Raw genomic sequence first — 14398 nt, 5'->3', positions numbered from 1 at the left:
CGAAAAAAAGGCGCATCCCGGAGGATGCGCCTTCATGGTTCAGGCGAAGCGGAAATCGTCGATGACGAACTGCTCGGTCTTCACGCCGTCGAAGGTGACGGTCGAGCCGTCCTTGAAGGCGATCTGTGCGCCGTTTTCACCGTCGGTGAAGGCGCCGGAAGCGATCAATGTCTGGTAATCGGCGAAGACATCCTTCGAGAGCTGGACGACATCCTTGCCGTCAGCGCCGGCCTGGAAGTCCGTCACCACATCCCGGCCGGCGCCGGTCGCGAAGACGAAGGTATCCGCGCCGCTGCCGCCGGTCAGCACGTCATTGCCCGAGCCGCCGGCCAGCACGTCGTCGCCGGATCCGCCGCTCAGCTCGTCATTGCCCGCGCCGCCGTAAAGCAGGTCATTGCCAGCACCGCCCATCAGCACGTCGTTGCCGGACCCGCCGTCAACATCGTCATTGCCTTCCCCGGCAATAACCCGGTCATTGCCGGCGCCGGCATCCACCATGTCGTTGCCGCCGCCGGCCGACAGCCGGTCATCGCCATCGCCGCCGTCGATCATATCCTTGCGGCCGGTGGCGATCAGCACGTCGTCGCCATCGCCGCCTTCGACAATGTTATATTCGGTGTAGCCATCCACCGTGACGGTGGCGGCGCCGGTCGATTCGCCGCCATTGGCGTCGCGCACCGTATAGGTGAGCGTGACCGTTGCCTGCTGGTCGTCTTCCAGCTTTGCAAAGGCGGAAGAAGGATCGACCACGAGCTTTCCGTCCACCACCGAGAACGCGGCAGCCGCCTGCTCTGTCGTCAGGGCGAGACCGGTCACGGCCGTCACCGCAAAGCCGACCAGCGACAGACGATCACCCTCGATATCGGTGTCATTGGCCACGAGATCGAAGACGCCGCGATCCTTTTCTCCCACGCGAACCGCATCGGCGACCGTGACCGGCGCGTCGTTGACCGGCTTGATGGTAACGGTGACGATGCTCTCCGTCACACCGCCCTTGCCGTCGGAAACGACGACGGTGAAGCTGCCTGTTCCGTTGACATTCTCATTGGGCGTATAGGTCCATGCGCCGGTTTCCGCATCGATCCGGGCGGCGCCGTTGACGGCATCGCCCTTTAGGGCGAAGGCGAGCTTGTCACCGTCTATATCGGTGGCGACGAGCTTGCCGCTGACGGCCTTGTCCTCATCCGTGACGACAGCGACCGACGCAACCACGGGCGCATCATTGACCGGCTTGACCATGAAGGCGGCCGTCGCTTCGCTGGAGCCGCCGCGGCCATCGGCGATGCTGTAGCGAAAACCCGCCTCGCCGTTAAAATCGGCCGCAAGCGTGAAGCGGATGCCGGTTTCCTCGAGCACCGCCGTACCGCCGACCGGCGCCGAGACGCCGGTGACCGTCAGGCCGTCGAGATCGGCGTCGCGGTCGTTGCCGAGCAGGGTGGCAAAGGAGATGACGAAGGACGGCGCGTCCTCGTTCACCGCCACAAGCCCGTCATCCGCCGCAACCGGGCCGCGATTGACGAGACCCTTGACGATATCGCCCCGGTTCAGGACCACACCATCGGCAAAGGACAGCCTCTCGATGCCGCCATCGGCAAGCTGGTTGCTCAGCGTCAGCGTCTTGCCATCGGCCAGTTCGATGACGACGGACTGGCCATATTTGCGCAGAACCGCTTCATTGCGATCGACGTCATAGAGCGAGAGCCGGTCAACCGCACCGGAGGCCGACGCCGTCTCCACGATGACGTCGGACCCGTCGCCGCGTCCATAACGGTAGCGGTCCGATCCATCGCCGCCGATCAGCAGGTCATCGCCACGACCACCTTCAATGAAATCGTCGCCGCGACCACCAGCAATAATGTCGTCGCCGTCATCGCCCCACAACTCGTCATTGCCGGCGCCGCCGGAAAGGGCGTCATTGCCCGCACCGCCCGCCAGCGCATCATCGCCCGCGCCGCCGTCCAGCCGGTCATCGCCGCCAAAACCCTGCAGCTCGTCATCGCCGTCAAGGCCAAGAATGGTCTCTCCAGCATCTCCGCCAGCAAGCAGGTCGTGGCCGCTGGTGCCGATGATCCGGTTTGTATCAAGACCGGATTTGAGGTCGACAACCGTGAGATTGTCGAAGGTCAGACCCGCATTGCCCCAGGAATAGAGGCCGAACGTGCCGGCGTCGAGTTCCCGGTCGGCGATCGGATAGGCAAACAGCGCGTCGTCGTTGAGGAAGGCCGTGATCTTGTCGGCAACGACCTCGACGCGGAGCTTCATCGCCTGACCCGGCTCATATTTGCCCGGAACCTGCGCGAGAATTTCCTCGACGCCGTTCTTCATGCGCACGAGGTTGAAGATGCTGCCGGCGCCGTTGCTGGGGGTACGATCGAGAGTGCCGTCGGCGTCAAGTTCAAGCTTGTAGTAGTTTTTGCTGTCCTTGTAGCGGAACAGGAAGCCGAGGCCGTCCTTGTCAGGCGTCTGGAAGGTCGTCTCGATGGCATAATCCGTCCATGCCAGCGAGGCCGGGTCCTTGAACAGGGCATAGGTACCGAGACGCAGCACGTTGACGCCGTCGCCCATCGGGCTCCATCCGCGCTTGTAATAATCGGAGTTGGTTGCACCGCTCCACGTCAGCTCACGGCTCATAAGCCCCGTCGTCTGGAGGAGTTTGCCGTCGGAAATCAGCCATTCCGAGGACTTGCCGTCCGCTCCGATACCGCCGAATTCGCCTTCGTCAACGATCTTGAACCGCGCCATCGCCTCGGCGGAGGAGAAATCCTCGGCAACGAGAATTTTCGTCTTGTCCACGACCGCGATGTCGATGCGATCAGTCGAAACGGAACCGTTGGCAGCCGTAACCTTGAGAAGCAGCTTGTTGATCCCCGCGTTGAGATCGACATCGACCTTCTTGCCGGTGGCGACGATATTGCCGTCAAGGTCTGTCCAGACGAAACCGGTCAGTTGCTCTGCCCCGAACGAACCAGATGCATCAAGCGTGACGGACGCCTTGCCGTCGCCGTCGATGTCGTAGACCCGCTGATCGATGCCTGCCTTGGCAGTCGTGCCGACCCTGGTAACGACGATATCATCGAAGACCGATGCGCGCTGGCCGCTGGAATAAACACCGACAGTGCCGCCGGAAAGCGGAGACGTCGCATCCACCACAGGGCCACCGAAGACGTTCCTGTCACCCATGAAGACATTGATGGTGCCGCCGACGACAGCGACGGTCAGCGGAATTTCCATGTTGTAGGGCGTGCCTTCGTTGACGGAGGCAAGCAGGGTCATGTTGCCATTTTCAACCTTTACCAGCTGACGCCGGTTCGTTTCTCCATCCAGGGTAAAGCGGTAGTAGTTATTCGCATCCTTGTAATAGAATAAGACGCCAATCGCATCGTTATCCAGCTGGGTCAGCGACGCCTCGAAGACGTAGTCGCTCCAGCCGGCCGATTGCGCGCCGATGTAAACGAGCTTGTTGCCCGTCGCATCGCTCTGGTCGAAAAGTGCCGCCTCCGGTGCATCAAGGCCGTCGTTTGTGGCCGAGCGCGAAAACACCGTGCCCTTGAGCAGGAAACGCCCGGTATAACCGTCTGTGCCGCCAAAATCGGTGGCCCAGCCATCGGCTTTGCCGTCGTTGAAGTTTTCAACGAGAAGCGTGCGGTCGCCGCGCACCAGGACATCGACCGTATCGCGGGTCTCAGCACCATTCACATCCGTCGCCGTCAGCGTCAGCTTGTGCTTGCCGAGAGCGAGATCGGCCGTGGCTTCCTTGCCCTTGGCAACGACATCGCCGTTCTTGTCCGTCCAGACGAAGCTCTGGACGTCACCCGGCCGCAGCGACTTTGCCGCGGAAAGCTGGACACTTGCGCTCGATGCGCCGGTTGCAGCGTTGGCGACGATGTCGTCACCGGCATCGGCCATGGCGCGCGCCTGGCCCGAACCGACATAGACGTTCTCGAACACTTCCTGATGGCCGCGATAGTAACCGGTCAGGCCATCGCGATCGAGTTCCGGCTTGGTGCGGTAACCATCGAGGTAGTCGTCAAATGCGGTGAAGTAGGTTTCCGTTGTGATGCGGTTGTTGTCCGGGTCGATGGTGATCAGGCGTATTGCGCCGTTGCCGCCATTGCTACCGCGCGATTCAACACCATTGCCGGTGATTTCGCGCGATACGCCGTTCTGGTAATTGACCAAAAACTGGAAGACCGGTTCGCCATACTGGTTGTAGGTAATATCGGTTTCAGCGCCGTCACCGAAGATGTGGCCGGAGAAGGTCATGACGATGTTCGGATAACGCGACAGCAAGGCGCGGGCGACATATTCGCCGTCGTTTGCGCCGCGCTGGTCCGTGCGCATGCCGTAGTCGTAACCAGCGCCTTCGTCATAGAGCGGCAGGGCCAGATTGTCTTGGCGCGTCGCATAGCTGGTCAGCGAATGGGTCGCGAGCATGACGCGGTGGTCGGGGAACTTCTCGATTACGTCGCCCGCCCAGCGGATCACGTCGTCGCGCGGGCCGAATTCCAGCGAGATGGACAACCATTTGGTGCCGTCCGGCGCGGTGAAGGTGCTGTAGGTGTTGCGCGCAGCGGCCTGCTCCTGATCGTAAGCGCCACCGAAGACGCCGGCATTGGTGATGGCCTGCTTGGCAGCCGAGAAACGGCTATCCAACTCGTTGGAGGAATGGTCGGAGGCCGAACCGCCACTCGACTGATCATGATTGCCCGGAAGCAGCCCATAGGGGATCTTGCCGTCAAGCTTGCGCAACGCCGCTTCGGCAATGTCCCATTCGTAGCTCTGATTGTTCTGGGTGATGTCGCCGACATGGCTCATGAAGATGATATTGTGGCTCTGGCGGTTATCCACCAGCCATTGCGTCATGTCGCCGAACAGGTGCTTGATACCGTCATTGGAGGTATAGTCCTGCGTGTCGGGGAAGACGGCGATGGTGTAGGCGTTCGGACCGGCCACGCGCACGCGGAAATCGTCGGTCATGCTCTTGCCGGCGCTGTCGGTCGCTGTCACGCGGATATCGGAATGGCCGAGCGCGGCAAAATCGAGCGTCAGCTTGCTGTCTTCCGCCAGAACTGCCGTAACGACGCCGGTCTCGCTATTTTGCACCGTGTAGGTCAGATTTTGGCCGGAAAAATGCTGCGAAAGATCGATCGTCACATTCGCAGCATCGGGCGTGACCATCATATCCTTGATCAGCGCCGTTTTGGTGACGGCCGATTGATCGACGGGGGCCGTTTCGCCGATACCGAGGATCCCGGCCTTGGCGGGCGTCGTAAATTCCAACGCCTTACCCTTTTCACTGATCGTGCCGGTGCCCACCGCCGGTGCGGCCGAACCTTCGGAGAAGCGGGCTTCGAGGGCGCCGATCTGTTCGGCCGCCTGTTTCATCTGATCGGGAAGGATACCAGAAGCCTTCGGGCCTCCGAGATAGGCCATTTCGTCATTGGTCAGCGTTTTCTGAATGAACAAAAAATTACTGAGGTAACCGGGAGACGTCTCGCCGTTCTCATCCGAAAAGATTAGAAAGCCCTTGGACAGATCGATTGCGAAACGGCCTGCATTGGAAGAGGCTATCTGCTGGGTTCCGGCCAGTTCGCCATTGACGTATTTCTTCATCGAAACCGTGCCGTCCGTATTTTTATCGATCGTGAGACCGATACGGTTCCAGGCATCCAGTTTCGCCGCGCCGCGATAGTTGCTGCTGATGCCCAGGCCATAGCTGCTGCCGCTCGCCTTGCCGAAAATATCACCGTCACTGCTGTTGGTGACATCCGTCTGAAGGAAGGGCATCCAGCCGGTGGAGCCGCTCGCCGGAAAATAGACGTCATAAACGAGGCTGTAGGACGTCGCCATGCCGCTGCCGTTTGGCGAAACGAGAATGCCCTGCTGTTGCGACAGGCGCGGAATGGTCAGCAGCCAGTCGGAAGAGGTTTCTATGGGATTGGCGATGGAGTTTTGAGAAGTCGTCATCTCTTGGGCCTTTTTTACGTGAAACCGGGTGGCCCTGAGGCCATGGGGCACGATTAGAGACGCGGACTAACGCGCGGATGACGATTTCTTAACAAACTGTAAATCCGCCATAGCGTTTTCCCATGCCCGCCATCGGTTTCCGCCGTTAAGATTAATGGAGGCCTGTCGCGGGCGTCATGCCTTTGTCAGCGTTATGACGGATGATCATGGCGCACCGGCAAGTGTTGTGTCGGCCGGCCGCAGAACAGGAACCCATGTCGATCACCCAACTGAAGGCCTTCCACATCGTGGCGCAATCGGGCGGTTTTTCGCAGGCCGCACGGGACATGGCGATCAGCCAGTCCACATTGTCGGCCCATGTGAGGGAGCTGGAAGCCATCAGCGGCGTCAACCTTCTGGAACGAAAACCGCGCGGGGTGAGCCTCAGCCCGCAGGGCGAGCGCCTGTTCGAAATTACTGCGCGCCTGTTTCAGGCGGAGAACGAGGCCAAGGCCTTCCTGCGCGGCGATACGGGTTTTGCCGGCGGACATTTGCGGGTCGCCGCGGACGGTCCCGTCCTGCCGCTACCGATTCTTTCGCGACTGAAGGCCGAGCGGCCGCAGCTCACCTTCTCCCTTTCGGTCGATAATTCAGCGCGGGTGGTGGAGCAGATCATCGACTACCGCGCCGACGTCGCCATCACCGCCCGCGCACCGGACGATCCGCGTCTTTATGGCGTCAAATTTCTTAGCATGCGGCTTGGCCTGTGCGTGCCCACCACCCACCCGCTAGCGGAACGTGAGGGTGTCTTCATGGCCGAACTGGAAGGCTTATCCTTCGTCATGCGTGAGCGGGGATCCCGCACCCGCGAAATCTTCGAAAAGAACCTTGCCGGTCACGGCATTTCCATCCAGCCGGTAATCGAGATTTCCTCCCGCGAGGGTGTGCGCGAGGCCATCGCCAACGGGGTCGGATGCGGCGTGGTGGCCGATCTGGAATTCGGCCATGATGCGCGCCTTTCCTTCGTGTCGCTGCACGACGCCAGTGAACTTATCGACGAATATGCGATCTGCCGTGCCGAAAGGCGGCATTTGCCGCTGGTGCGCCGGTTCATAGAAGAAGCCGGCCGGGCCTGATTACGGCCCGACAAAGCCCCCCTGGCGGCGGCTGCTCCGGATAGGCGCGCATGCGCCTGAAATCGTCGATCACCCATTTCGGCAGGGGTTTGGCAGGTTCGGTCTGCATGGCATCGCCGCGCGGACCGGACAATTCCGGCACCATCTGCGCAACGGCCCCCGTCGCCAGCGCCACGACCAGAAGCGTGGCGGCGATCCATCCGTGTTTCCTGATCATGCAACCGGCTCTATCTTGACTGCGCATTTCTTGAAATCCCTCTGCTTGGAGATGGGATCGGTTGCGTCGAGCGTCACCTTGTTGATGAGCTGGCTGGCATCGAACCATGGAACGAAGATGACGCCGGGCGGCATGCGGTTGCGGCCGCGCGTTTCCACGCGGGAGCGTATTTCGCCACGGCGCGAAACGATGCGGATTTCCACGCGCTGGTTGAGCCCGCGCTTGCGCGCATCGTCGGTTCTTGGTGTTGGGACCGGCTTGGACGTTATTATTGACCTGCACCCAGTAGAAATTCAGCTTGCCGTCATGCAGCATGCGGTCCTGCTGCACGGCGTGGTAACCCGGCTTTTCCGGGATGATGCCGTGCGGGATGCGCCAGATTTCCTCGGCATGTTTACGGTGTTCCGGGTTGGTCACCGTCATGTCGGCCGGCAGGCGATGGGCGAAGGTGCCCACCTCGCGCGCCGTGCCGCAGGCCGAGGGCTGGCCGGTGAGCGAGAACGGGCTGTTGCCCGGCTCGGAAATCTTACCCGTCAGCAGATGGATGTTGTAGACCATCTGGTTGGCCCAGACGCCGCGCACATGCTGGTTGAACCCCATGGTCCACAGCGACATGACCTTGCGGTTCGGGTCGGCATAAAGCTCGGCCAGCGTCTGGAGGAAGCCCATACACGTATCCGCGAAATGTCGACGCAGGAAGTGGAGCGCCGGGTGGACCACACCGTGCTGCGCCTCTCTCAACAGGCGGGGCGCAAGGAGCTGGACGGTATCCGCATCGACTTTCCAATCTCGCGACAGGATATAGCCGAAATGACCGGCACGACACTGCACACCGTTTCCCGCATCCTCAGCAGTTGGGAGAGCAAGGGGCTGGTGAAGGGCGGGCGGCAGAAGCTTCTGGTCTGCAATCTGCCGGGCCTCGCCCAGCTGGCGGAGGGTGAAGCGAGCCAGGTCTAGCGCGCAGGCGCCTGACCTTCGCCAGGAGTTTTACTTCCACCGGGCAGCCGTGCTGCTCTCACTCAGCCGGCTTCGAAGCGGCGCTTTCGATATAGGCGATGAGATTGTCCAGATCTTCCGGCTTGCTGATGCCGGCCAGCGCCATCTTGTTGCTGGGTATTTTCTTTTTCGGCGCGCTCAGGAAATCCCGCAATTCTTCCGGTGTCCAGACAAGGCCGTCCTCGCCCGCTTTTTTCATCGCTGCCGAATAAGTATAGTCAGGCACGCCGCCTGCCACACGGCCGATGATGCCGTTAAGCTGCGGGCCGACCCTGTTTTTCGCGCCCTCGCCTATGGCGTGGCAGGCGGAACAGCGCTTGAAGACCGCCTCCCCCTTGGCAACATCGCCCTCCGAAAGAGCGGGAACGGTGCTTGCGGTCAGCATAGCCGCCGCGATGATTACTGTCTTGCGCATCGTGTCATCCTTGTCTTGCCGCTTGAGTGTGGCCCGTCTGCAAATGCGGACGGGCCAACAGTTCTCTCTTCAGGTCGTGCCCCAGGCGGGCGTGCCCTTCTTGTAGGGAACGCGGTCTTCGAAACCGCCGGGAATTTCGTCGTAGACGAGAACTTCCGTCGCCCCGATCTTCGAGGTGAAGAAGCCGAGCAGCGTCAGTTGCTTGACGAGCGTGAAGGCGTGCGGCTTTGCCGGCGTCTGTTCCGCCTTGGCCTGCTTGTCCAGGGCGGCAAGCAGCACCTGCCGCTGTTCTGCCGTCAGCTCCAGAAAGCCCTTCTTGTGTTCGGACTGACTGCGTTTCTCGATGTCGGAAATCGCCGAAAGGAAAAGTGTCCGCTGTTCGTCGGTATAACAATCGGCCGCATAGATGGCCATGAATGCTCCCACTTCAGCATCCTTTGCGCCCGGCGTGGAGGTGCGGGGAATGATGGTTTCCGCCACCTCGTCCAGAAAGCGGATTTCCTCCGGGGTGAAGACGTGGGTAGCGCCGGCGGGCTTGGCGGCGTTTTCGGCAGCCGTGAGGACATCCGCGCCGATCAGCGGAAGGCCGGTGGCAATGGCTATCAGTTTCAGCAGTTCGCGTCTGTTCATCACAGGTTCCCCTTCTTGCGTTCGGAAACGGCAAAATCGGCCGCACGCGCCGTCAGCGCCATGTAGGTGAGCGATGGGTTAACGCAGGAGGCCGAGGTCATGCAGGCGCCGTCCGTCACGAAGACGTTCTGTGCATCCCAGACCTGGTTGTTGCCGTTGAGGACGGAGGTTTTCGGGTCGCGGCCCATGCGGGCCGTTCCCATTTCGTGAATGCCCATGCCGGGGGCGTAACTGCCCCGCGAGGGCTTGACGTTCTTGATGCCGACCGCCTCGAACATCTCGACGGCGTCATTGACCATGTCTTCGCGCATGTCGAGTTCGTTCTGCTTCATCTCGACATTCATGGAGAGGACCGGAAGGCCCCATTTGTCCTTCTTGTCATGATCGAGCTTCACGCGGTTGTCGTGATAGGGAAGCATTTCACCGAAGGCGGTCATGCCGATGGTCCAGCCGCCCGGATCGGTCAGGGCTTCCTTGTAATCGGCGCCGATATTGAGTTCAGCGATCTCCCGCTCCCAGCGCGAACGGCTGGCAGAACCCTGATACCCGAAACCGCGCAGATATTTACGCTTGTCGTCACCGGTATTGCGGAAACGCGGAATGTAGAAGCCCGCCGGGCGGCGGCCCTTGAAATAGAAGTCTTCGAAGCCTTCCACCTGGCCTGTCGCGCCCATGCGGAAATGGTGATCCATCACGTTGTGGCCGAGCTCGCCGGAGCTGCTGCCGAGACCGCCTTCCCAGATATCGGTGGCGGAGTTCATCAGCACCCAGGTCGAGTTCAGCGTCGAGGCGTTCAGGAAGATGATGTCGGCGGTGTATTCGTAGGTCAGGTTGGTTTCGGCATCGATGATCTCGACGCCACGCGCCTTTTTCTTGTCCTTGTCGTAGAGGATTTCCTTGACGATGGACAAAGGCCTGAGCGTCAGATTGCCGGTGGCGACCGCCGCAGGCAGGGTCGAGGCCTGCGTGCTGAAATAGCCGCCGAAGGGACAGCCCAGCCGACACTTGTTGCGGAACTGACAGCGCGTGCGCTCCTGATCAGGAAGTTCCTGGGTAATGTTGGCGCAGCGTGAATTGATGAGGTGGCGCGTGCCCTTGAACGCCTTCTTCAGCCGGCTGGCCACATCCTGCTCGACGAAATTGAGCGGAATGGGCGGCAGGAATTCGCCATCGGGGAGAATATCCAGCCCCTCGCGGCTGCCGGAAATGCCGGCAAAACGTTCGACATAGTCATACCAGGGAGAGACGTCTTCATAGCGGATCGGCCAATCAACGGCGATGCCTTCTTTCGCATTGGCCTCGAAATCGGTCTGCGACCAGCGATAGGTCTGGCGTCCCCAGAGCAACGAGCGGCCGCCGACATGGTAACCACGGAACCAGTCGAAGCGCTTTTCTTCGACATAGGGCGTTTCCTGCTCATCGGCCCACATGCCGAGCGTCGCCTCTTCCAGCAGGTAATCGCGGCTGAGAACGGGGTATTTCGCCTTCATCTCCTGCGTGGCGCGGTTGCGATGGGGGTAATCCCAGGCTTCCTTGTCGGCATTCTGATAGTCGGTTATGTGCTCGATATTGCGGCCGCGCTCCAGCATCAGGACCTTCAGGCCCTTTTGCGTGAGTTCCTTTGCGGCCCAGCCTCCACTGATGCCCGAGCCGACAACAATCGCATCATAATGATTGTTTGCCATGATAACTCCTCCGATGTGAGCTTGGAAAAAACGACAGGACAAAGCGCTTCCCGTCGCGGCGCGGCGGAAAATGGTCAAGCGTCTGTCGAACCTCATGCTCCCCGCCGAAACCGGCCGCCGGGGAGCGGTTCTGGTTTTACTGGCAGTGTTTACTGAATGGTCGGAAGGCGTTCATTGAGGAACGCGTTGCCCTTGGTCACGACGGCTTCGGCATCGAGCGGAAGATCGTGCTCAAGGATGAACCATTTTGCGCCGGCATGTTTGGCCGCCGGCAGGATCGTTTTCCAGTCGAGAACGCCGGTGCCGAGTGTGGCGAAGCCGCGCTCGTTTTCCGCCGTGCCGGCCGGTGCATTGTCCTTGGCGTGGATGGCGAAAACCTTGCCCTTCAAGGTGCCGAGGAATTCGGCCGGATCATTGCCGCTGCGCGCCACCCAGGCGACATCGACTTCGGCCTGCAGTTTCGGGCCTGCCGCGTCGAGCAGCAGTTCGAGCGCCGTCTTGCCGTCGAATTTGACCATCTCGAAGTCGTGGTTGTGATAGGCCATGGAGAGGCCTGCTGCGGAAAGCTTGTCCGCGTAACCGCCAAGCTCCTTGCCGAAGGCGGTCCAGCCGGCGGCGTCCTTCGGGCGGTCTTCCGGCTTCAGGAACGGCACGGTAACGACCGCGTTGCCGACAGCCTTCTGCTCGGTGATGACCGCATCGAGATTGCCGCGCAGCTTGTCGATCGGCACATGCGAGGAAATGACCTTGATCTTGTGCTTTTCCAGCAATGTGTTCAGTTCGGCGGCGCTGACCTTCTGCATGTCCACCGTTTCAACGGCGGAAACGCCAGCGCGGTTGAGAATGGCAAGCTGCTCCTCCAGCGTTCCGGAATTGCGCAGCGTGTACATCTGCGCGGCAATCGGCAGCACCTTGCTGTCATCGGCAAAAACCGGATTTGCGAAACCGGTCGCCAGTCCAACCACGAATGCCATGCCAGCGAATTTTGACTTGAACGTTTTCAAACGCGTAACTCCCTTTCCGTTTGATCAATGTGACGACACGCGTGCCCTCGCCTTTCCCGACCGTCTGGCCGGGTCATGCCGGGCACCGCCTCCTGTGCCCTGCGTCGTCCGTCCCCGATATTGGGTGAACTAGATGTCGATCCCGACCCAGGACGAGGTCCGACTGGACCGGACGGCCGCATCGATGAATGCGAGACCCGCAAGGCCGTCCTCTATGCCGGGATAAATCACATCCCCGGCGGCCGTTTTTCCCTCCCTCTTTGCGATGATTGCATCTGCGGCTTCGCGGTAGATCGTCGCAAAACCCTCGAGATATCCTTCCGGATGCCCTGACGGCACACGGCTGACACGGTTGGCGGCATCGCCTGCACCCGCGCCATTGCGGGTGATCAGACGCTTCGGCTCGCCATAAGGTGTGAACCACAGCTCATCCGGCACGCGGTGGTGCCATTCCAGCCCGCCCTTGTCGCCATAGACCCGGAGCGACAGCGCGTTTTCGTTGCCAACCGCGATCTGGCTCGCCCAGAGCATGCCTTTTGCGCCGCTTGCATAACGAAGCAGAATATTGGCGCTGTCATCCAGCTGCCGGCCCGGAACGAACGACGTCAGATCGGCATAAAGGCTTGTTGGGATTTCACCCGTCACAAAGGCAGCAGCGTTGAAGGCATGGGTGCCGATGTCGCCGATTGCGCCACCAGCGCCGGAACGGCTGGGGTCGGTGCGCCATTCCGCTCCCTTTGCGCCTGTCTTTTCAACGGCTTCGGTCAGCCAGTCCTGCGCATATTCGGCCTGAACGTGGCGCAGCTTGCCGATGTCGCCACTCGCCACCATTTCCCGCATCTGCCGCAGCATCGCGTAGCCGGTGTAATTATGCGTCAGGATGAACAGGCTATCGGATGCCCTGACGATCCCGGCAAGCTCCTTCGCCTCTTCCAGCGTCGCGGTGACCGGCTTGTCGCAGATGACGTGGATACCGGCGTCGAGAAATGCCTTGGACGGAGCAAAATGCAGATGGTTCGGCGTGACAATGGCGACCGCCTCGATACCGTCCTCGCGTCCAGCCTCGGCCGCCGCCATGTCCTCGAACGAGGCATAGGAACGCTCCGGCGCAATGCCGAGCAGGGTTGCCGAAGCGGCAGCACGCGCAGCATCGGAAGAAAGCGCGCCGGCCACCAGCTCATAACGGTCATCCAGCCGGGCTGCGATGCGGTGCACCGCCCCGATGAAAGCGCCCTGACCACCACCGACCATTCCGAGACGGATACGGCGGCTATCGAATTTCTTTGTAGCGGAGGACATGGCTATCCCTTTCAAAGTCCAAGAAGGCGACGATTGGCGGCATCATCGATGCCGCTTTTGGCGAAATCGTCGAAGGCCCGCTCGGTCACGCGGATGATGTGGTTTTCAATGAAGCGTGCACCTTCGCGCGCTCCATCTTCCGGATGCTTCAGCGCACATTCCCACTCCAGCACCGCCCAGCCATCGAAGTCATATTGGGTGAGCTTGGAAAACACCGCGCCGAAATCGACATGCCCGTCGCCGAGCGAGCGGAAACGTCCCGGCCGGTCGACCCAGCCTTGATAACCGCCATAAACGCCGGAACGGCCGGTCGGATTGAACTCGGCATCCTTAACGTGGAAGGCGCGGATACGCTCGTGGTAGATGTCGATGAAATCGAGATAATCCATCGCCTGAAGGACGAAGTGGGAGGGATCGTAGAGGATGTTGGCGCGCGGGTGACTGCCGGTAGCCTCGAGGAAACGCTCGAAGGTGACGCCGTCATGCAGATCTTCGCCCGGATGCAGCTCGTAGCAGAGATCGACGCCGCTCTCTTCGAAGGCATCGAGAATGGGGGTCCAGCGCTTGCCCAGCTCCGCAAAGGCCAGTTCAACGAGGCCCGCCGGGCGCTGCGGCCATGGGTAAACGAAGGGCCAGGCGAGTGCGCCGGAGAAGGTGGCGTGGCTTTTGAGGCCGAGATGCCGCGAGGCTTTCGCCGCGCACTTCAGCTGATTGACGGCCCATTCCTGCCGCGCCTGCGGTTTGCCGCGCAGTTCAGCGGGCGCAAAACCGTCGAACATTTCGTCATAGGCCGGGTGAACGGCGACGAGCTGGCCCTGAATATGGGTCGAAAGCTCGGTGATCTCGATACCCATCTCGGCAAGCCGGCCCTTGATATCGTCGCAATAGGTCTTGGAGGCGGCGGCCTTTTCTAGATCGAAGAGTTTGGGATCGGTCGGCACCTGAATGCCCTTGTAACCGAGGGAAGCCGCCCATTGGCCGAGATTGTCGAGCGTGTCGAAAGGGGCCTCGTCTCCGGCAAATTGCGCGAGGAAAATCGCCGGGCCTTTGATCGTCTTCATGTCCTTACA

General features: G+C 60.9%; 9 protein-coding genes and 2 pseudogenes. 2 read left to right on the top strand and 9 right to left on the bottom strand.

What is annotated here, in order from left to right:
* Nucleotides 1-39 precede the first annotated feature (39 nt).
* Nucleotides 40-5967, bottom strand: coding sequence for an Ig-like domain-containing protein (locus F3H58_RS17925; RefSeq protein ID WP_188128976.1), 5928 nt, complete (start codon nt 5965-5967; stop codon nt 40-42).
* Between the two features lie 254 nt (nt 5968-6221).
* On the opposite strand from F3H58_RS17925, the gene F3H58_RS17920 reads away from it, so the two are divergent.
* Nucleotides 6222-7082: a LysR substrate-binding domain-containing protein gene (locus F3H58_RS17920; protein WP_149743128.1), complete on the top strand. Its 861-nt coding sequence runs from the start codon at nt 6222-6224 to the stop codon at nt 7080-7082.
* On the opposite strand, the gene F3H58_RS17915 is transcribed toward F3H58_RS17920, so the two are convergent.
* Together F3H58_RS17915 and F3H58_RS17910 are read right to left on the bottom strand one after the other, a co-directional pair.
* Nucleotides 7057-7299, bottom strand: a complete 243-nt coding sequence (locus tag F3H58_RS17915) for a hypothetical protein (protein WP_149743127.1) — start codon at nt 7297-7299, stop codon at nt 7057-7059. The two genes, F3H58_RS17920 and F3H58_RS17915, sit on opposite strands and share 26 nt — an antisense overlap.
* Nucleotides 7296-7965: pseudogene (locus F3H58_RS17910) on the bottom strand (molybdopterin dinucleotide binding domain-containing protein); the annotation flags it as partial. The gene F3H58_RS17915 and the pseudogene F3H58_RS17910, both read right to left, overlap by 4 nt.
* Between F3H58_RS17910 and F3H58_RS17905 the strand changes: the two are divergent.
* Nucleotides 7906-8256, top strand: a pseudogene (locus F3H58_RS17905) (Crp/Fnr family transcriptional regulator); the annotation flags it as partial. The pseudogenes F3H58_RS17910 and F3H58_RS17905 sit on opposite strands and share 60 nt — an antisense overlap.
* A gap of 58 nt (nt 8257-8314) precedes the next feature.
* On the opposite strand, the gene F3H58_RS17900 reads toward F3H58_RS17905, so the two are convergent.
* The 6 genes from F3H58_RS17900 to F3H58_RS17875 all read right to left on the bottom strand — a co-directional run bounded on the left by F3H58_RS17900 (nt 8315) and on the right by F3H58_RS17875 (nt 14389).
* The gene (locus tag F3H58_RS17900; RefSeq protein WP_149743126.1) at nt 8315-8710 is read right to left on the bottom strand and encodes a c-type cytochrome; all 396 of its coding nucleotides are present in this window, start codon (nt 8708-8710) and stop codon (nt 8315-8317) included.
* 69 nt (nt 8711-8779) lie between these two features.
* Nucleotides 8780-9340 carry a gluconate 2-dehydrogenase subunit 3 family protein gene (locus F3H58_RS17895; RefSeq protein WP_149743125.1) on the bottom strand — a complete coding sequence of 187 codons (561 nt, stop codon included), beginning with the start codon at nt 9338-9340 and terminating at the stop codon, nt 8780-8782.
* On the bottom strand, nt 9340-11025 hold the full coding sequence (locus F3H58_RS17890; RefSeq protein WP_149743124.1) for a GMC oxidoreductase: 1686 nt from the start codon (nt 11023-11025) through the stop codon (nt 9340-9342). The genes F3H58_RS17895 and F3H58_RS17890 overlap by 1 nt, the downstream gene beginning before the upstream one ends.
* Before the next feature lie 149 nt (nt 11026-11174).
* Complete coding sequence (locus F3H58_RS17885) at nt 11175-12029, bottom strand: sugar phosphate isomerase/epimerase family protein (RefSeq protein ID WP_188128975.1); 855 nt, start codon at nt 12027-12029, stop codon at nt 11175-11177.
* Nucleotides 12030-12158: 129 nt separating this feature from the next.
* A complete protein-coding gene (locus F3H58_RS17880) occupies nt 12159-13328 on the bottom strand; it encodes a Gfo/Idh/MocA family protein (RefSeq protein ID WP_149743122.1) in 1170 nt (389 codons plus the stop codon).
* 11 nt (nt 13329-13339) lie between these two features.
* Nucleotides 13340-14389 carry a sugar phosphate isomerase/epimerase family protein gene (locus tag F3H58_RS17875; protein ID WP_149743121.1) on the bottom strand — a complete coding sequence of 350 codons (1050 nt, stop codon included), beginning with the start codon at nt 14387-14389 and terminating at the stop codon, nt 13340-13342.
* Nucleotides 14390-14398: the final 9 nt, after the last annotated feature.

This window comes from Rhizobium sp. NFACC06-2, from assembly GCF_900101425.1.
Lineage (GTDB): Bacteria > Pseudomonadota > Alphaproteobacteria > Rhizobiales > Rhizobiaceae > Agrobacterium > Agrobacterium leguminum.
The sequence above is the reverse complement of the archived record's forward strand: the minus strand, read 5'-3'. Positions and strand labels throughout refer to the sequence as shown.